Origin of the sequence: Corallococcus sp. CA041A (assembly GCF_003612075.1) — a bacterium.
GTDB classification, from domain to species: Bacteria; Myxococcota; Myxococcia; order Myxococcales; family Myxococcaceae; genus Corallococcus; species Corallococcus exiguus.
Genome location: NZ_RAWF01000129.1, coordinates 1 through 18,632, shown reverse-complemented (window position 1 = coordinate 18,632; position 18,632 = coordinate 1). Strand labels below are relative to the sequence as shown.

Sequence of the window (18,632 nt, the reverse complement as noted above, 5' to 3'; positions counted from 1 at the left end):
TCCGCGTCCCAGCCGTTGCCACTGTGCCCGGGTGCACAGGCCGGGCAGGCAGGGGACCTCTCCGGGTGCGAGTGTCGGCCCGGGGACGCGCGATTTTTCACGGGGATGGGGCGGCACCTCCTAGAGTCGGGCCCGATGAGTGCCTCCGCCGACACCCGCGCCCCGCTCGCCGCCTTGCTGCCGAAGCCTGGCGAGCCCCCTCTCGATGCCGACGAGATCCTCAACCGCTTCGTGGGCTACGTGGCCACGAACGGCCTGAGCCTGTACTCCGCCCAGGAGGAGGCCATCCTGGAGCTCTTGAGCGACAAGCACCTGTTCCTCAAGACGCCCACGGGCTCCGGCAAGTCGCTGGTGGCCATGGCGCTCCACTTCAAGGCCATGGCCGAGGGCAAGGTGTCGTTCTACACGTGCCCCATCAAGGCGCTGGTGAACGAGAAGTTCTTCGCGCTCTCCAAGGCCTTCGGCCCGGAGAACGTGGGCATGCTGACGGGCGACGCGTCCATCAACCGCGAGGCGCCCATCCTCTGCTGCACGGCGGAGATTTTGTCGAACCTCGCGCTGCGTGACGCGTCCGCGCGCGTGGACGCGGTGGTGATGGACGAGTTCCACTACTACTCCGACAAGGAGCGCGGGGTGGCCTGGCAGATCCCGCTGCTGGCGCTGCCCAAGACGCAGTTCCTGCTGATGTCCGCCACGCTGGGCGACACGCACGTCATCGAGCAGAGCCTGGAGAAGCTCACCGGCCGCGAGGTGGCCACGGTGCGCAGCTCCGAGCGCCCCGTGCCGCTGGACTTCGACTACCGCGAGGTGCCGCTGCACGAGACCATCCAGGACCTCATCGCGCGCGGGAAGTACCCCGTGTACCTGGTGAACTTCACGCAGCGGGCCGCGGCCGAGCAGGCGCAGAATTTGATGTCCGTGGACTTCAACACCAAGGAAGAGAAGGAGGAGATCCGCCAGGCGCTGCTGGACGCCCCCTTCGACACGCCCTACGGCAAGGACTTCCAGCGCTTCCTGCGCCACGGCATCGGCATGCACCACGCGGGCCTGCTGCCCAAGTACCGCCTGCTGGTGGAGAAGCTGGCGCAGCAGGGCCTGCTCAAGGTCATCAGCGGCACGGACACGCTGGGCGTGGGCGTGAACATCCCCATCCGCACGGTGCTCTTCACGCAGTTGTTCAAGTTCAACGGCGAGAAGCTGGCGACGTTGAGCGTGCGCGACTTCAAGCAGATCTCCGGTCGCGCGGGCCGCAAGGGCTTCGACACCGAGGGCAGCGTGGTGGCGCAGGCCCCGGAGTACATGGTCGAGAACATCCGCCAGGCGGCGAAGGAGGCCGCGGGCAAGAAGAAGACGCCCAAGGCGAAGCCGCCGCAGAAGGGGTTCGTGCAGTACGACAAGAGCACCTTCGAGCGGCTCCAGAACGGGATGCCGGAGCCGCTGGAGTCGCGCTTCGACGTGAGCCACGGCCTGCTTCTCAACCTGCTCCAGAGCGACAAGACGGAGGGCAGCGGCGGCTACAAGCGGCTGGTGCAGCTGGTGATGCGCTCGCACAGCTCCGACTACACGAAGAAGAAGCTGCTGAAGGACGCGGCGATGTACTTCCGCACGCTGCGCGACGCGGGCATCGTGAAGGTGGTGCAGTGGGAGAAGCACTCGGCGACGGTGGAGGTGTCTGAGGACCTGCAGCGCGACTTCAGCCTCAACCACACGCTGTCGCTGTACCTGCATGAGACGCTGGAGCTGTTGGACCCCACGCTGGAGACGTACGCGCTGGACGTCGTCACGCTGGTGGAGTCCATCCTGGAGAACCCGGACGTGGTGCTGTACGCGCAGTTGCACCAGCTGAAGGGGGAGAAGATCCAGGAGATGAAGGCGCGGGGCGTGGAGTACGACGACCGCATGGAGGAGCTGGAGAAGCTGGAGTGGCCCAAGCCGAACCGCGAGTTCGTCTACGGCACCTTCAACGCCTTCGCGAAGAAGCACCCGTGGGTGGGCGAGGAGAACATCCGGCCCAAGTCCATTGTCCGGGACATGTTCGAGCGCTTCATGTCCTTCCACGACTACGTGCGCGAGTACGGCCTGCAGCGCAGCGAGGGCGTGCTGCTGCGCTACGTGGGTGATGTCTACAAGTCGCTGGTGCAGACGGTGCCGGAGAAGTTCCGCAACGAGGACCTGGACGACATCCTCGACCACCTCCGCGCGACGCTGCGTCAGGTGGACTCCAGCCTCCTGGACGAGTGGGAGCGGATGCGCAACCCGGAGGCCCCCGTCGAAGTGAAGCCGGTGGTGGACCTCAAGCCCAAGGAACTCACGGAGGACCCCAAGGCCTTCGCCGCGCGCGTGCGCGAGGAGCTGCACCGGCTTTTGCGCGCGCTGGGCCAGCGCCGCTACCTGGACGCGCTGGGCATGCTGGACAACGCGCTGGGCGAGTGGACCGCGCCGAAGCTGGAGCTGGCCATGGCGCCGTACTTCGAGGAGCACAAGCTGGTGGTGCTCACGCCCCAGGCGCGCAAGCCGGCGAACACGCAGCTGAAGGAAGCGGGCACGCGCCAGTGGGAGGCCCAGCAGCGCATCATGGACCCCGAGGGCCATGGGGACTGGGTCATCGACTGTGAGATTGACCTGCGCGGCCGCCGCATGGACGACGGCCCCATCCTGATGCTGCGCCGGATTGGCGGCATGGCCGCCTGGTCGTAGGCGTCAGGCGGGGGGCGGCTTGGAGGTTCCGGCCGCCTCTCGCACGGTGAGGGTGGCGACCTCCACCTCCGCGAGGATGCGGCGCGCGTGGTGGAGCAGGGCCTCGCCGGTGGGCAGCAGGCGCATGCCTTTGGGGACGCGCTCGAAGAGGGGCGTGCCCAGCTCATCCTCCAGGGCGAGGATGTGACGGCTGAGCGGCGGCTGGGTGATGTGCAGCCGGAGCGCGGCCCGGCCCACGTGGCCCTCTTCGGCCACCGCGACGAAGGACTGGAGGTGCGTGATGCTCACGCGCGGGAGGTTAGCGCGAGTCGTGCGCGCCGTGCACCCAGGCCGCGTCATGCCAGAACAGCATTGGACGCTCCGCAAGGGCGGATGCCACCTTGCCCGCTCTTGCCTCCTCCGTACTTGCTTGGGGGGTGGTACCGCCTGGGATACGACACGCTGTCCCGCCGGGATGACGCGTACGAATGGGAGGGAGCCTGTTCCCTGTCCTCATATCCGCCGCGCCGCCCGACGTCACAGCCCCTGTGAGTGCCACTGATGCGCGGGGAGCTGGGGAAGGGGACAGCTCAGGTCTCATCCAGGTGCGGTGACGCGTGCCGCTCCGCTTCAGGCTGGCTACGCCACGATCTCCGCGACCATGGCCTCGGCCAGTCGTTGCGCGCCATGCTCCGCGTCCCGCAGCTTGGATTCCAGCGTGTCGCACAGGGCTAGGAGTTGGTCCACCTTGGCGACGATGCGCTGCTGCTCGGCCAAGGGGGGAATTGGCAATACCGTTGCTGCGAGTTGCTGCTGGTTGACCTTGGGCATTGCAAGGCGGTTGTCGCCTTGAACGACTTGCATTAGGAACACGTCCGACAGCATGCAAAGCAGCAGGTATCGCGTGTTGATTCTGGATGTGATCGGATACATGTCTGCGCTACATAGGCCGTCAAAGTCAACAATCACTGCCTTTGAGAGATTGGGACGTATCTTTGAGTATAAGAGTTGGCCAGCCTGAAACTGGTGCTTGGGGCTTGTGACTTTGTCTTCTCTGATTGTCCTGTAGGAAAGCAATCGTCCAGTGCTTTTTTCAATGGTGTCTGGTGCGATATGCGGTTGATCCCCATGCTCGAGCGGGTTGACTAGGCGCGATTCGATTGAGGCCACTTCGGTAAAGGTTGCCCATTGCCACTGTGGAGGGGGGGCAAAAATGGCAGGTGCACTGTTTGCAGCCCTCGTAACGTCCTGCTTCTTCGCGTGACGCCCTTCCGTTTTCTTGGGGGAGAGGATGCGAATGCGTTCAAGAAGTATAGCGGCAGGTTCTTCGTCCTGATGTTGTGGTGCTAGCCTTCCGCGCACGGCGAGCCCCAGAATTGCTTTGCGCAATTCTCCCATGCTTTCATGTTTCTGGAATAGTATCTGGAAGTTGTCGGTCACCCGCTGCCACGCCTTCGCGAACTCCTCTATCCCTTCCGCGCTTGTGAGGGCATCCAGAGCGGACTGGGTGAGCTTGGTGCCCGTCTCCCGCTTCTTCGTCTGCTGGGCCTCCAGTTCGTCGCAGAGGGCCATGAGTTGGTCCACCTTGGCAACAATGCGCTCCTGTTCAGCAAGAGGAGGAATAGGGAACAAAAGCTTTTTTATGTCGGCAAGACCAAGGCTATTTTTGATGCCACGTTGTGCCCTCTGAAAACGGCCCAAACTGAATGGCGCTGTCAGTATTTTGGCGAGGTAAGCAGGGCATATATTGCGGCTAGGGCGCGAGAGCGCAATATGCTGATTGACGTAGGCCTCCCCAAGATCGCTGGGCACAAGCCCAATCATGCCCGTATCACCCGTAATCGAGATAAGGATATCGCCCGTCTGTACTCGTGTCCGACTACCCTCTGCATCCGAAGGAGGAGACACGCGTTGAATGCTTGATAGATCAAGCGCTGTAGTAGCGTAGTTGAGATTCCCTATGCGTAGAAAAATGGGGCCTTCTTCGGAGTAGTGTTGCGCCCAGCCACGAGAGCCGCTTGTGATAAATGTAAAGACTAGCGCTCCTGTCCCCCAGATCCATGACGCTGGAATTGCAAAAGGAATCGCCACGGAATGTAACGACTCGCCGCTGGGCGGAATGCGGTGCTCTTCAAAGATGCGCTTCACCAAAATAGAGGCGGGCTCGTCTGTAGCTTGCTGCGAAACAAGTTGCCCTTTCGCTGCCAGTTCCAGAATTAGATTTCTGAGATGCCCTACGCCGCCTGTCGCCTCAGTTAGAACCCCAAAGTTGGTCAGGAAGCCTTCCAGTGTCATCACGCCTTCCTCTCCAGCGCGGCTTTCAGCTCACCCCGCAGCGCCTCGCGGGCTTGGGTCCCGGCAAGGGCCAGTTCCTGGTACTGCTCCAGCAACTCATTCGCGTTTCCGGGCCCCTCCTCCACCGCACGCGGGTTCTTGATGTCCAGGTTGTATCCGCGCGCCTTGATGTCCTCGATGCTCACCTTCCAGGCGTGCTCGTTCTCCGTGCGATTGGTCCACCACGCCTGCTCAGGCTTGAACTCCGCGAACTGCATCGGCTTGGTCTTCGAGTAGCTCTTGTACCCAGGCGGGTAGGGGTGCTCGTAGAACCACATCTCCTTCGTCGGTCGGCCCTTGGTGAAGAACAGCAGGTTCGTCTTGATGCTTGTGTAAGGGCTGAACACCCCCTTGGGCAACCGGACGATGGTGTGCAGCTCGCACTCCTCCAGCAACTTCTCCTTAATTCGCGTCTTCACTCCCTCCCCAAAGAGGGTCCCATCCGGCAGCACTAGTGCCGCTCGCCCCCCCTCCTCCAGCACCGTGAGGATGAGCAGCAGAAAGAGGTCCGCCGTCTCTCTCGTTCGGTACGCCTGCGGAAAGTTGCTCTCGATGCCGGGCTCCTCCACTCCGCCGAACGGCGGGTTGGTGATGACCACCTGCACCTTGTCCTTCGGCCCGTACTCACGCAGAGGCCGCGTCAGTGTGTTGTCCCGGCGTATCTGCGACGGCACGTCCACCCCGTGGAGGATCATGTTCGTCATGCACAGCAGGTGCGGCAGTTGCTTCTTTTCCACCCCGAGGATGCTCTGCTGCAGCAGCGCTTCATCCTCCGGCGTCTTCACGTACTTCTTCACGTCTCGAATGTGGTCGATCGCGCAGCTCAGGAACCCTCCTGTGCCGCACGCGGGATCGAAAACCTTCTCTCCGAGCTTCGGATCCACCCGGTCCACGATGAAGTTCGTCACCGCTCGCGGCGTGTAGTACTCACCTGCATTGCCAGCGTTCTGCAGGTCCGCCAGTAGCTGCTCGTAGATTTCTCCGAACTGGTGGCGGTCCGCCTTCCGGTTGAAATCAATCTCGTTGAGCTTGTTGATGACCTGCCTCATCAACGTGCCACGCTTCATGTGGTTGATCGCGTCCTCGAAGACGCTTCGAACCACTGCCTTCAGGGCCGCGTTCTTCCCTCCCGTCGGCAGCTCCTTGAGCGTCTTGAACAGCTCGTTGTTCACGAACTCCAGCAGCGCATCTCCCGTGATGCCCGTGGGGTCCTTCGCCCAGCTGCGCCACCTCAGCTTCTCGGGGATGGGCGAGCGGTAGCCTTCCTCCAGCAACTCCCGCTGCGCCTCCCGGTCGTCAAACACCTTGAGGAAGATCATCCACACCAGCTGGCTGATTCGCTGGGCGTCCCCGTCTACTCCGGGGTCCTGGCGCATGATGTCCTGAATCGTCTTGATGGTCGTTCCGAGTGACATGGCGCTCGGGGACTACCCACTCTCAGGAGGCCTTGTACAGCCCTTCCTTCAGCTCTCGTACTGCCGCTAGGTACTTCTCCTTGCCGCCGAAGCTCTCGACGATCTCCAAGGGAGTGCCGAGCTGCGTCAGCGGGTGGACCCGCAGCAGCTTCAGCTCCTCAAGATCATCGAGTCCCTCATCGGCGTACTTGTCGAGCAAGGCTTCCAGCACGGAGCGTGCGACCTCGCCGTACTTGTTGAAGTAGCTCTGCTTGCGGATTTTGGCAGCTCGCTCCTTCCGGGTGAGCGGTGGCTGATCGAAGGCCACATGGAGCACCAGGTCGAAGGGCGAGTAGTCCTTGCCCACCACCTCTTCAAGCTGCTCGAAGAGCACCCCGTGCCGTGCCAACTCGTCGATGATGGCCTGCTTGCGGTCAGCCGTCGCCCACTGCTTGAGGAAGGCATCCAGCGAGGCGTACTCCTTGCGCACTGCCTGCCGGGTGAAATCCTTCAGCGACTCGGTGATGAGCTTGCCGTCGTTGCCGTAGTACTGGACCCGCTCGGACAACACGTAGACTGGCACGTCCCCCACCACGTACTTCACCCGGCCCTCATCCCGGTCGTCGGCCGGGAAGTGGACCTCGTCGTCCAAGCTCGGCTCGTCCTCCGCCTGATCCTGATCCGGAGGTACAAGGGGCTCCTCCTCCCCGGGTGAGTACACCTGCAGAGGCTGGCCATCGAACTCGGGATCGGCGAAGTGCTCGGTCGCCTTCCGGAAGTCGAGGATGGTGAAGAAGTACTTCTTCTGGTCCTCGTGGATGCGCGTCCCGCGGCCGATGATCTGCTTGAACTCCGTCATCGAGCGGATGTTCTGATCCAGGACGACGACCTTACACGTTTGCGCATCCACGCCCGTGGTCAGCAGCTTCGAGGTGGTGACGACGACCGGGTAGGGGCTGTACGGATCGATGAAGTTGTCGAGCTCGGCTTTGCCTTCGTTGTTGTCGCCGGTGATCTGCATCACGTACCGGCGGTTCTGGGCGCTGAGGTCCGGGTTCTCGTTGACGATCGCCCGGCGCATCCGCTCGGCATGATCGATGTCCTCGCAGAAGACGATGGTCTTGGCCATGCGGTCAGAGGCCTTGAGGAACTCGGTGACCTTGTGCGCCACGATCTGCGTACGCTGCTCCAGCACCAGCGTCCGATCATAGTCGCGCTGGTTGTAGATTCGGTCCTCGATCTCCCGCCCATGCTTATCCCGCTTGCCCTTCTCCGGCCGCCAGCCCACGAGGTCCTTGTCCAGATCGATGCGGACCACTTTGTAAGGAGCGAGGAAGCCATCCTCGATGCCCTGCTTGAGGGAGTAGGTGTAGACGGGCTCCCCGAAATAGTGCGTCGTCGAGACGTCCGCAGTCTCCTTCGGGGTGGCGGTGAGGCCGATCTGCGTGGCGGAGGAGAAGTACTCCAGGATATCGCGCCACTCGGAGTTCTCTGCGGCGCTGCCGCGGTGGCACTCGTCGACGATGACGAGGTCAAAGAAGTCGGAGGGGAACTGCTTGAAGGTATCCTTGGACGGATCAGATCCGGAGAGGGCCTGATAGAGCGCGAGGTAGACCTCGTAGGCCGTGTCGACCTGGCGGTTGGCGATCTTGGTCATCACCCCGCCGAAGGGTTTGAAGTCGTTGATGCGCGCTTGGTCGACGAGGATGTTCCGGTCCGCGAGGAAGAGGATGCGCTTCTTCACCCCCGCCTTCCACAGCCTCCAGATGATCTGGAACGCGGTGTAGGTCTTGCCGGTGCCCGTGGCCATCACCAACAACGCCCGGGGATGGCCCTGGGAAATGGCCTCGATGGTGCGGTTGACCGCGTTGACCTGGTAGTAGCGGGGCCCCTTGTCCGTGCTGTCCGCGTAGTAGGGCTGGGTAACGGCCGGTGCTTTTCCGGGGGCGATACCTTTCCACGCGGCGTAGCGCTGCCACAGTTCCTCAGGAGAGGGAAACTCGGCTAGGGACAGCTCTCGCTCGGGGGGGACTGAATGCCCCGTGCGGTCGTGCATGAGAAAGCCGTCGCCGTTGGAGCTGAAGACGAATGGGACGTCCAGCATCTCGGCGTACTCAAGCGCCTGCTGCATCCCGGCACTCACGGAGTTCTTATGAGCCTTCTTCACCTCGATGACAGCGAGGGGGAGGTTGGGCTTGTAGGAGAGCAGGTAGTCGGCCCTCTTCGACTTGCCCCGACTGGCCAGGTTGCCGCGAACGATGACCCGACCCTTGGTGAAGGTCACCTCCTCGCGGACCTGATCCTGGAGGTCCCAACCCGCCTTCACGAGCGCCGGGGTGACGTACTTGGTGCAGACGTCCCGCTCGGAGAGCGTTTTCTTGTCGAGCGTGGCCATGGTGGAGACCTCGTGCAGTGGGACGAGCTAACACCACCATTGGGTGTAAGGAAACAGAAGAGCCTCGGAAGTCCGGGTAAGGCTTCCTCCCTGGCTGGTCGAGCCTTTGGCGCCTCCATGGCAGGGGGGCTACCAGCCGGGGGAGCCATCGTTCGGCCTCAGTGCGTCGGGGGGAGGCGGACGTTCAGGAGGCGGTGCTCGGCGTACTCGCGCCTGGGGGGAACGTGGTGGATGTCGAGGCGGAAGTCCTTGTTGTTGTCGGACCACAGGCGCGGCCAGACACGTAGGACCAGCTCCCCATCCTGGGTGGGATAGACGGCAGAGACGTTGTAGCCATGGCTGGCGGGGATATCGGCTGGCAGTTTCTCCCCGTGAACAGCCCCCGCGACAATACGCAAGAGGGCGTTGCTTCCCGAACCCGAGCGGGACTCCTCGAGCTCTGCTTGGTGGACATGGCCAGAGAGGTGGATGTGCGCCCGCCCGCGAATCCAGGTCTCGGCCTCACGTTGATCAGCGAGCCATCCATCACGGAACGGGTGATGGGAGAGCACCAGGACGAGCTCGTCGTCCTTGGGTACGGTATTGCTGAAGGCGCGACCAAGAGCCTCCTTGCCAAGTCGCAGCTTGCCTTTGTCGTGGTTGTCGACGGAGAGCAGGGCCGTATTGAGACCGAGCAGGCGGATGTTCAGTCCGCTTCGGGCACTCAGGAGGTGGATCCATGAGAGTTCCGCAGGGGAGGCCCCCCCTGGGTGCAAACACGAGGGCGCGAAGTCGGAGGCGAATTTCAGGTACTCCTCCATGCGCCGGATCAGCTGGGCCCGGTCTGTCTCGTCCTTGAGGGCGTCGTCGAGGTCGTCGGTGCCGTCACGGAGAGCGCGCATCATGCGGAAGATGTTCCGGCTCTTGTCGACCGCACGCTGTACGTCGTGGTTTCCGGGAACGGTGAAGACATCGCGCCGTTCGAGTCCCACGGCCTTGGCTACGTCGAGCAGCCATACTTTGGCCTCTTCGTACTGCTCACGTTGGCCACTGAAGGCGATGTCTCCCGTCACAAGGAGCGCGTCGGGCCGGGGAAAGTCCGGCTGTTGCGCCAACTCGGCAATGTCCCGGCGGAGGGCGGCGAGGACGAGGCGCTGGTCCCACTGATGGCTGGCGCCTCCGTGGCCGATGTGGATGTCGGACAGGTGGACCCAGGAGAAGAGAGGCCCCTGCGGACGCTCCTTGGAAGAGCGAAGTACGGAGGGGGATGGTGATGCGCCTTGTTCCGCCTTCCGCGGGTTCTTGAAATCGAGGTTGTAGTTGCGTGCCTGGATCTCCTGGAGACTCACTTTCCAAGCGTGCTCGGTTTCCTTGCGCTCGCTCCACCACTTCCGCTCAGGCTCAAACTCCTCGAAGCGAATCGGACGAGTCTTCGAATAACCCTTGTCGCCATGCGGGCTGGGGTGCTCGTAGAACCACACCTCCTTGGTGGGCCGACCCTTGGTGAAGAAGAGCAGGTTCGTCTTGATGTTCGTGTACGGGTTGAATACCCCCTTGGGCAACCGGACGATGGTGTGCAGATCGCACTCCTCGAGCAGCTTCTCCTTCAGGCTCGTCTTCACGCCCTTGCCGAAGAGCATGCCGTCCAAGAACACCATTGCAGCCCGGCCTCCGTCCTCCAGCAGCGTCATGGTGAGCAGCAGGAAGAGGTCGGCGGTCTCTCGCGTGCGATACTCTTGAGGGAAGGTGTTCGCGATGCCATCTACCTCCACGCCACCAAAGGGTGGGTTGGTGATGATGATCCGTACACGGTCCTCCGAGCCGAAATCGCGCAGAGACCGAGCCAGCGCATTGCCTCTGCGAATGGTGGACGGCACATCGCTGCCATGGAGAAGCATGTTGGTAACGCACAACAGGTGGGGTAGTTGCTTCCTCTCTATCCCCAGAATGTCCTGCTGCAGCCTCTCCTCGTCCTCCGGTTTCCTCACGTACTTTTCCCGTACGTGTTCGATGGCCCCGATGAGGAACCCTCCCGTGCCGCAGGCCGGGTCGAGTACTTTCTCCCCAAGCCGGGGGTCTAAGCGGTCCACGATGAATCGCGTCACCGCGCGCGGGGTGTAGTATTCGCCCGCGTTCCCCGCGTTCGGCAGTTCCCCCAGTAGCTGCTCATAGAGGTCACCGAGTTGGTGGCGATCGGCCGCTCGGTTGAAATCGATCTGGTCGAGAGCGTTCAGGACCTGCCGCATCCGTACGCCCGACTTCATGTAGTTGATGGCGTCTTCGAAGACGCCGCGCACCACGCCTGCCAGGGCCGCGTTCTTCCCGCCCGTGGGCAACTCCTTGAGCGTCTTGAACAGGTCCTGGTTGACGAATCCGATCAGTGCATTGCCGGAGAGTTCCGGTGCCCTTGCCCATTTGCGCCAGCGGAATCTGTCGGGGATGGGCGAGCGGTAGCCGTCGTCGAACAACTCGCGCTCTGCCTCACGATCGTCGAAGACCTTTAGGAAGAGCATCCAGGTGAGCTGGCTGAGTCGCTGAGCGTCTCCGTCGACGCCCGGATCCTGGCGCAGGGTGTCCTGGATGGACTTGATGAGCGTGCTGATCGACATGTCGCTCCATGCACTACCCAGGGGCGGCTGCCTTGTACAGCCCCCTTGAGCATGGGGTGGGGCGGATCCTACCCACCGAGCAGGCCAGGTCCACCTGCCATTCAGAACCTGGAAGGGCATTTTTTGAGAGTATTCGCAAGTCGGAGCCGAAGAACGGGATGCACGACACGGCACCAACCGGCCTACCCCGTAGGCTCTGCCGCCGTGCCCTTCGCCGCCGCAGGGCGTGCCCCCGCGCGCAGGAAGAGGGTGAGGACGTCCGAGAGTAGCCCACGTCCTTGAGCAGCACCCACCGCACCCGATGCGGGAAGAACAGCGTCTACTGCCGCCAGGCCGTGTCTGCCGGATGCAGGTGGCGCAAGTAGGAGGAGGCGTGCTCAAGAGCTTTGAGGGATTGTCGCTTGGGCTGGATCGGTGCCCCGTCTGGTTTGTGTATGAGAGATGGCCAAGCGCCATGGCGCTCCTGATGCCAGAACAGCATTGGACGCTCCGGACGGGCGGGTGCCACCTTGCCCGGCATGGGAATTCCTCTCTTCAAAGGCAGTGAAGTGGAGCGGTTGCGGCTCGCGGGCCGTGCGGCGGCGGGCACGTTGGCGCACGTGGGCTCCCGGCTCCAGCCGGGCGTGACGACGGCGGACATCGACGCGTGGGTTCGCGAGGACACGGCGCGGCGGGGAGGGACGCCCAGTCAGCTGGGCTACAAGGGCTTCCCGGCCACGGTGTGCACCAGCCGCAACCACGTGGTGTGCCATGGCATCCCGCGCACGGATGAAGTGCTGAAGCCCGGCGACATCGTCAACGTGGACGTGACGACGCACCTGGACGGCTTCCACGGCGACACGTCCGCCACGTTCATGATTGGCGAGGTCTCCGCGGACGCGAAGCACGTCGTGGACGTGGCGCGGCGCTGCCGGGACGCGGGCGTGTCCGTGGTGCGGCACGGCGCGCGGCTGGGGGACATTGGCGCGGCGGTGATGGCGCTGGCGAAGGCGGAGGGGTGCAGCATCGTGGAGGAGTTCGGGGGCCACGGCATCGGCAGGCAGATGCATGGGGAGCCGCACGTGCCTCACGTGGGCAAGGCGGGCACGGGCATCACGCTGAAATCGGGGATGGTCATCACCATCGAGCCCATGGTGAACCTGGGGCGGCCGGACATCCGGATGATGCCGGACGGGTGGACCGTCGTGACTGCGGACGGCAGCCTGTCCGCCCAGTTCGAGCACACCGTGCTCGTCACCCGCGACGGCTGCGAAATCCTCACGCCCAACGAGCTGTCCCTGCTCATCTCCGTGAGCCATCCAGAAAACTGATGCCTTATCGCTTCTGACATCTGGTGTCTGGAGGCCGCCCGGCGCATGTCCTGGCGCATGGAAACGCCTCCACCGCTTCCCGTTGTCCATCCCCGGACCTGGACGGCCGGACATGTCCTGGTGCCGCTGTGCGCGGCGCTCTGCCTGCTGCCTTCCGTCTCCACCGGCGTGGCCCTGCTCGCGGGGCTGTGCGTGGCCCTGACCGTGGGCAATCCGTTCGCCGGGACGACGCGGGCCCTGACGCCCCGGCTGTTGTCCCTGGCGGTGGTGGGGCTGGGCGCGGGCATGGACCTGCGCACGGTGCTTACCGCTGGGCGTGAGGGGCTGGGCTACACGGTGGTGGGCATCGCGGTGTGCCTGACGCTGGGGGTGGGGCTCGCCCGGCTGCTCGGTGTTCCCCGCGTGACGGGGCTGCTCATCAGCGTGGGCACGGCCATCTGCGGCGGGAGCGCCATCGCGGCGGTGGTGCCGGTGCTGCGACCCCAGGAGCACGAGACGTCCGTGGCCCTGGGCACGGTGTTCCTGCTCAACGCGGTGGCGCTGTTCGTCTTCCCCGTCGTGGGCCACGCGGTGGGGCTGACGCCGCACCAGTTCGGCTTGTGGTGCGCGATGGCCATCCACGACACCAGCTCCGTGGTGGGCGCGGCGTTGCGCTACGGCCCCGAGGCCCTCGCGGTGGCCACGCCCGTGAAGCTGGCGCGCGCCCTGTGGATCCTCCCGCTGACGGTGGGCCTGGCCGCGTGGCGCCGGCGCGAGGGCCACGAGGTGACGGGCCGGGTGCGCCGGCCGTGGTTCATCGCCGGGTTCCTCGGCGCGGCGGCGGTCGTGACGGTGTTTCCGTCGCTCGAACCGGTGGGGCAGGGCGTGGCGGCCGTTGCCCGGCAGCTGCTCGTCGTGACGCTGTTCCTGCTGGGGGCGGGGCTGACGCGCGCAACGCTGCGTGCGGTGGGCCTTCGTCCGCTCGCTCAGGCGGTGGCGCTGTGGCTGCTCATGGCGGGCCTGTGCCTGGGCGCGCTGCGGCTGGGCTGGGCTGCGTGAGCCTCGGGCTCAGGGCAGCAGCACTGGGGCGTGGCGGGCATGGCGCGGCTGCGTGAGCCTCGGGCTCAGGGCAGCAGCACTGGGGCGTGGCGGGCATGGCGCGGCAGCGTGATCCGCAGGCTCAGGGCAACAGCACCGGGGGCGTGGCGGGCATGGCGCGACGGCGTGAGCCTCTGGCTCAAGGCAGCAGCACCGGGGGCGTGGCGCGGGCATGGCGCAGGAAGCGGCCCGCGGCTCCGGACGGATCATCCACGGGCAGGGCCCAGGAGAACGCTCGCGGGATGCGCAGCCCTGGCACGGGCAACACCTGGAAGCGGCCCAGGGACAGCTCTCCGTCGATGCTCCAGCGGGACAGCAGTGCCACGCCCAGGCCCAGCGACACGGCCCGTTTGATCGCCTCGGTGCTGCCCAACTGGAGGTCTCCGCGTCGGGGCCCTTTGCGCACGCCCGCCTTGCGCAAGGCCCGGTCCAGCACGGCGCGTGTGCCGGAGCCCTGCTCGCGCCACAGCAGCGGCACCTCCCGCAGCGCCTCCATGGTGCGGATCCGCGACCACTCCGCCGGCCCCTGTGACGAGACCACCGGCACCAGCTCGTCATCCAGGTAGCGCTCCAGCCGGATGCCGGGCGCCCGCGCGTGGCCCTCCACCAGCCCGAGCGGCACCCGGCCCTCCGACAACCACGTCAGCACCTCGCGCGTATTGCCCACTTCCAGACGAACCTGGAGCTCACGGTGCGTGCGCAGGAACGACGCAAGCAGACCGGGCACGATGGCATTGGCGACGGTGGTGCTCGCCGCCAGCGCCAGCTCTCCGGTGAGGGTCTCCTCGGCCGCGATGGCGAGCGCCGCCTCGTCCAGCAGGCCGTGGATGCGCTGGGCATAGTCGAAGAGCACACGCCCCGCCGCGTTCAGCCGCACCCCGCGCGCGGTTCGCACGAGGAGCGGTTGGCCACAGTCCGCCTCCAGTTGCCGGACCTGCGCGGTGACGGCGGGCTGCGACAGGTGGAGCAGGCGGGAGGCGGCGGAGATCTGCCCCGTCGAGGCGACGACGCGGAAGGTTTCGAGCCGGCGGGGGTCGACGAACAAGGGCGTCATCCTAGACGAGGCGCGGGGGGAGGGGCGCCTTCATCGCTGGGTGTTGAGAAGGGGGCGCTTGCGTCCGCCTGCCCGGCAGGGCGCACGGTGGTTCTCGTTGGAAGCGTCAGGGCCTTTGATAGGTTGCCGCCCCATGAAGAAGATCCTGGTCGCGCTCCTCGTGCTCATCGTCCTGGCGGTCGCGGGTGCAGGCGGCGTGTTCATGCACTTCCAGAACGCCACCACCGCGCCGCACGCAGCAGCGGATCCGGCTCCCAAGGAGTTCGTGGTGAAGAAGGGCGCGTCCGCGCGCTCGCTGGGCCAGCAGCTCCAGGCCCAGGGCTTCCTGGAGAATCCCGCCGTGTGGCGCTTCCACCTGTGGCGCCGGGGCAGCCTCAACGTGAAGGCGGGCCGCTTCATGCTGAGCCCCACCGCCTCCGTGGCGGAGCTGGCCAACGCCCTGGAAGGCCAGCCGCTGCCGGAGGATGTGCCCTTCGCGATGATCGAAGGCTGGCGCCTGCGCGACACCGACCAGGTGCTCGCCGCCCAGGGCCTCATCAAACCGGGCGAGTACATCGCCGCGGCCAGCCGCACGAGCAACTTCAACGCTCCGTTCCCAATGCCTGTGCGCAGCCTGGAGGGCTACCTCTACCCGGAGACGTACGGGATCATCGCGGACAACTTCAAGGTGGAGGCGTTCATCCAGCGGCAGATCGACACCTTCCGCGCCCGCTTCTACGACCAGCACAAGGATGAGATCGGCAAGAGCGGCCGGTCGCTGCACGACATCGTCGTGATGGCCTCCATGCTGGAGCGCGAGGAGCCGGTGCCCTCCCAGCGCGCGCTCGTCGCGGGCATCCTCTGGAAGCGCGTGGACAAGGGCTCCCCGCTGGGCGTGGACGCCACCAGCCGCTACGAACTGGCGGAGTGGAACGACCGCAAGGCGTTCCTCAAGCGGCTGCGGGACAGCTCGGATCCGTGGAACTCGCGCACCCGCGCGGGCCTGCCGCCGGGCCCCATTGGCGCGCCCACGGTGGACTCGCTGCTCGCTGCGCTGCGGCCGGTGAAGAGCGACTACTGGTACTACCTGCATGACGCGCAGAAGGTCCTGCACCCGTCGCGCAACGCGCAGGAGCACGAAGCGCTTCGCGCCAAGTACAACGTGTACTGAGGCGCCGCGATGACGTCTCCCCTGCTGGACCCGAGCCGCGTCTCCACGCCTCCCGCCGGCGCCGAGGTCGCCCTGCGCGAGGAGCTGGCCCAACTGCGCCAGGAGACCGAGCGGCTCCGCCGGCTGCTGGAGACCGCGGCGCAGGTCACCTGGTCGACGAACCCCGCCAGGGATGCGCTGGCGCCCATCTCCCCGTCGTGGACGGCCTTCACCGGCCAGACGGCGGAGCAGATGCGCAACCAGGGGTGGCTCCTCGCCCTGCACCCGGATGACCGGGCCGGGGCCCTGGCGGCGTGGGAGCGGGCCAGGGCGGGGACGCAGCCCTTCGCCACTCGCTACCGGCTGCGCCGCGTGGACGGGGCTTACGTGTGGATGCTCGCGCGGAGCATGCCCGTGCTGGGGCCGGATGGCTCCGTGCACGAATGGGTGGGCACCTGCATCGACATCCAGGCGCAGGTCCTGGGTGAGGAGCGCGCCGCGTTCCTCGCGCGGGCCAGCGAGTTGTTCGCGTCGTCGCTGGATGCCTCCGCCACGCAGGAGTCGCTGGCGTCGCTGGCGAACCTGTCGGTGTCGGCGCTCGCGGACTGGTGCATCGTGGACGTGCTGCGCGCGGACGGCCACTTCGAGCGCGTCCAGGTGGTGTCGGCGGATCCCTCCCAGGCGCCGCTCGCGGCAACCGTGCAGCGGCTGACGCCGGTGCCTCGGGAGCGGCCCGTCTATCCTCCCGCGGTGGCGCTGGCGACCGGCCGGTCCACCCTGGCGACGGAGGTCACGGACGCGGTGATGCAGTCCGTGGCGCAGGACGCGGATCATCTGGAGACGATGCGGCGGGTGGGCATCCGTTCGCTGCTCACCGTGCCAATCATGGCCCGGGGCCACATCCTGGGCGCGCTGTCCTTCCTGGTCACCACCTCCAGCCGCCGGTATGGCGACGAGGACCTGCGGTTCGCCCAGGAGCTGGCGAACCTGGCCGGGCTCGCGGTGGACAACGCGCGGCTGCTCCAGGGCGCACGCGAGGCCATCCGCCTGCGCGACGAGTTCCTCTCTGTCGCGAGCCACGAGCTGAAGACGCCGCTGACGCCGCTGAGCCTGAAGCTCCAGGCGCTGTCGCGCGCGGTGAAGTCGCATCCGGACTCGCCGCTCGTGCCGATCATCGAAGCCCACGTGGAGACGGGGCACCGCCAGGTCCGCCGGCTCACGGAGCTGATGAACGACCTGCTGGACGTGTCGCGCATCAGCGCCGGCACCTTCCGCCTGCAGCGCGAGGAGGTGGACGTCGCGGAGGTGGTGCGCGAGGTGGCCGCGACGTTCGCGCCCAGGTTCGTCCTGGAGCACTGCGAGTTCCAGGTGGAAGCCCCGGAGTCGGTGCGCGGCTGCTTCGACCGGGTGCGGCTGGCGCAGGTGTTGGATCACCTGCTGGACAACGCCCTCAAGTACGGCCCCGGTACACCGGTGTCCGTGCGGCTCGTGGCGGATGGGCCCGTGGCGCGGCTCACGGTGCGCGACGGGGGCATCGGCATCTCGCCGGAGCAGCGGCCCCGCCTCTTCGAGCGCTACTGCCGCGCGGTGTCCGAGCGCCACTATGGCGGCCTGGGTTTGGGGCTCTACCTCACCCGCACCATCGTGGAGGCCGAGGGCGGGCGCGTGTCCCTGGACAGCCGCCTGGGCGAGGGCGCGACGTTCATGGTGGAGCTTCCGCTCACGCGCTCCTGAGCCGCTACGGCGCGCCCGTGCCGGGCGACTGGGGTGATGTCTGGAACATGCCCGCGAGGATGCGCTCGGCCGCGTCCGCGAGCAGATCCCTGGCCATGCGCGTCTCCTCGCCGAAGATGCCGCGTGACGTGTTCGCGTCCAGCACGTGCGTGGCGAGCAGCGCGAACGCCGCGGGCTCGTCGAACGTCGCCTCCGAGGTGAGCACGCGCTTGCCGGGCTGTTGATCCTCTTCGTGGAAGCGCCCCTCCCACGTGTCGCCCAGGGTGATGGAGAAGTACTGCGCGGCGACGTTGCCGGGCCGCGACATGTGCGAGGCGGCCACCACGGCGCGCAGCTGACCGCGCTCCTCGGCGGTCATCTGTCGTTTCCACGCCTCGACCGAGGCATGCATGGTGTCGATCTGATCCTTCGCCGCGTCCTCGGCGTTCTTCAGGAGGTCCGGCACCCGGGCGTGGATGAACGCGGAGAGCTCCGCCTGCGTCACGCGGTTCGCGGCCAGCACGGCGTCCACGAGCGCGAGCGACGCGTCGAGCAGGCGGTGCTGCCGCGCCAGGGCTTCGGCCGGAAGGCCTCTGTTGTCCAGGCTCATGCGCGAGGCGGTGATGAGCCGTCGCATCGTGGTGAGCCGCGTGCGCGTCTCTTCATCGAGCGCGTCCTTGCTGGCGAGCAGGACGTGGAGCGCGAGGGGCACGTGGGTGACGGCCTTGTACACGTGGTAGCGGCGCGTGCGCGCGGGCGCCTCGAAGCGCTGGCCGTCCTTGCGCAGGATGAGCACGTCGTCGATCTGCGCGATGACGGGCCCCATGCGGGACAGCACGGCCTCACGGCGCGCGGCGTACGCGTCGCGGAACGCCTGGTTGAGCACGGAGAGCGGATCCGCGGACTCCAGCGCCACGGTTCGCGCGACCTCGGAGGGCGGCTCGGGAGGAGGGGAAGGGGAG

12 protein-coding genes are annotated in these 18,632 nt (G+C 66.0%); 5 read left to right on the top strand and 7 right to left on the bottom strand.

Annotated elements, in window-relative coordinates; translation table 11 throughout:
- Positions 1-135 precede the first annotated feature (135 nt).
- Positions 136-2,697: an RNA helicase gene (locus D7V77_RS22820; RefSeq protein WP_120578405.1), complete on the top strand. Its 2,562-nt coding sequence runs from the start codon at positions 136-138 to the stop codon at positions 2,695-2,697.
- A gap of 3 nt (positions 2,698-2,700) precedes the next feature.
- Here D7V77_RS22820 and D7V77_RS22815 read toward each other — a convergent pair whose 3' ends face one another.
- The 5 genes from D7V77_RS22815 to D7V77_RS22795 form a co-directional block, all read right to left on the bottom strand.
- Positions 2,701-2,985 carry a LysR family transcriptional regulator gene (locus tag D7V77_RS22815; RefSeq protein WP_120578404.1) on the bottom strand — a complete coding sequence of 95 codons (285 nt, stop codon included), beginning with the start codon at positions 2,983-2,985 and terminating at the stop codon, positions 2,701-2,703.
- Between the two features lie 330 nt (positions 2,986-3,315).
- On the bottom strand, positions 3,316-4,971 hold the full coding sequence (locus D7V77_RS22810; RefSeq protein ID WP_120578403.1) for a restriction endonuclease subunit S: 1,656 nt from the start codon (positions 4,969-4,971) through the stop codon (positions 3,316-3,318).
- Positions 4,971-6,425: a class I SAM-dependent DNA methyltransferase gene (locus tag D7V77_RS22805; protein ID WP_120578402.1), complete on the bottom strand. Its 1,455-nt coding sequence runs from the start codon at positions 6,423-6,425 to the stop codon at positions 4,971-4,973. The genes D7V77_RS22810 and D7V77_RS22805 overlap by 1 nt, the downstream gene beginning before the upstream one ends.
- A 22-nt stretch (positions 6,426-6,447) precedes the next feature.
- Positions 6,448-8,799, bottom strand: coding sequence for an EcoAI/FtnUII family type I restriction enzme subunit R (hsdR, locus tag D7V77_RS22800; RefSeq protein WP_120578401.1), 2,352 nt, complete (start codon positions 8,797-8,799; stop codon positions 6,448-6,450).
- A 158-nt stretch (positions 8,800-8,957) separates the two neighbouring features.
- Complete coding sequence (locus D7V77_RS22795; protein WP_120578400.1) at positions 8,958-11,387, bottom strand: N-6 DNA methylase; 2,430 nt, start codon at positions 11,385-11,387, stop codon at positions 8,958-8,960.
- A gap of 518 nt (positions 11,388-11,905) precedes the next feature.
- On the opposite strand from D7V77_RS22795, the gene map reads away from it, so the two are divergent.
- Both map and D7V77_RS22785 read left to right on the top strand, forming a co-directional pair.
- Entirely contained in the window at positions 11,906-12,697 is a 792-nt protein-coding gene (gene map / locus D7V77_RS22790; protein WP_120578399.1) for a type I methionyl aminopeptidase, read from the top strand.
- 45 nt (positions 12,698-12,742) lie between these two features.
- Positions 12,743-13,735 (top strand): YeiH family protein, encoded by a 993-nt coding sequence (locus D7V77_RS22785; RefSeq protein WP_233597167.1) that lies wholly within the window; start codon positions 12,743-12,745, stop codon positions 13,733-13,735.
- A gap of 178 nt (positions 13,736-13,913) precedes the next feature.
- Here D7V77_RS22785 and D7V77_RS22780 read toward each other — a convergent pair whose 3' ends face one another.
- Positions 13,914-14,828 carry a LysR family transcriptional regulator gene (locus D7V77_RS22780; RefSeq protein ID WP_120578398.1) on the bottom strand — a complete coding sequence of 305 codons (915 nt, stop codon included), beginning with the start codon at positions 14,826-14,828 and terminating at the stop codon, positions 13,914-13,916.
- Positions 14,829-14,961: 133 nt separating this feature from the next.
- On the opposite strand from D7V77_RS22780, the gene mltG reads away from it, so the two are divergent.
- Both mltG and D7V77_RS22770 read left to right on the top strand, forming a co-directional pair.
- The gene (gene mltG / locus D7V77_RS22775; RefSeq protein WP_120578397.1) at positions 14,962-15,978 is read left to right on the top strand and encodes an endolytic transglycosylase MltG; all 1,017 of its coding nucleotides are present in this window, start codon (positions 14,962-14,964) and stop codon (positions 15,976-15,978) included.
- Positions 15,979-15,987: 9 nt separating this feature from the next.
- Positions 15,988-17,691 (top strand): ATP-binding protein, encoded by a 1,704-nt coding sequence (locus tag D7V77_RS22770; RefSeq protein ID WP_120578396.1) that lies wholly within the window; start codon positions 15,988-15,990, stop codon positions 17,689-17,691.
- A gap of 4 nt (positions 17,692-17,695) precedes the next feature.
- Here D7V77_RS22770 and D7V77_RS22765 read toward each other — a convergent pair.
- Positions 17,696-18,632 (bottom strand): hypothetical protein (locus D7V77_RS22765; protein WP_304485877.1); only part of this gene is annotated, 937 nt, incomplete at its 5' end.

What these genes read in the sequence shown, in the direction of transcription:
- D7V77_RS22820 (WP_120578405.1), top strand. Translation starts at nt 136, where the DNA reads ATGAGTGCCTCCGCCGACACCCGCGCCCCGCTCGCCGCCTTGCTGCCG.
- D7V77_RS22810 (WP_120578403.1), bottom strand. Translation starts at nt 4,971, where the DNA reads ATGACACTGGAAGGCTTCCTGACCAACTTTGGGGTTCTAACTGAGGCG.
- D7V77_RS22805 (WP_120578402.1), bottom strand. Translation starts at nt 6,425, where the DNA reads ATGTCACTCGGAACGACCATCAAGACGATTCAGGACATCATGCGCCAG.
- hsdR (WP_120578401.1), bottom strand. Translation starts at nt 8,799, where the DNA reads ATGGCCACGCTCGACAAGAAAACGCTCTCCGAGCGGGACGTCTGCACC.
- D7V77_RS22795 (WP_120578400.1), bottom strand. Translation starts at nt 11,387, where the DNA reads ATGTCGATCAGCACGCTCATCAAGTCCATCCAGGACACCCTGCGCCAG.
- map (WP_120578399.1), top strand. Translation starts at nt 11,906, where the DNA reads ATGGGAATTCCTCTCTTCAAAGGCAGTGAAGTGGAGCGGTTGCGGCTC.
- D7V77_RS22785 (WP_233597167.1), top strand. Translation starts at nt 12,743, where the DNA reads ATGTCCTGGCGCATGGAAACGCCTCCACCGCTTCCCGTTGTCCATCCC.
- D7V77_RS22780 (WP_120578398.1), bottom strand. Translation starts at nt 14,828, where the DNA reads ATGACGCCCTTGTTCGTCGACCCCCGCCGGCTCGAAACCTTCCGCGTC.
- mltG (WP_120578397.1), top strand. Translation starts at nt 14,962, where the DNA reads ATGAAGAAGATCCTGGTCGCGCTCCTCGTGCTCATCGTCCTGGCGGTC.
- D7V77_RS22770 (WP_120578396.1), top strand. Translation starts at nt 15,988, where the DNA reads ATGACGTCTCCCCTGCTGGACCCGAGCCGCGTCTCCACGCCTCCCGCC.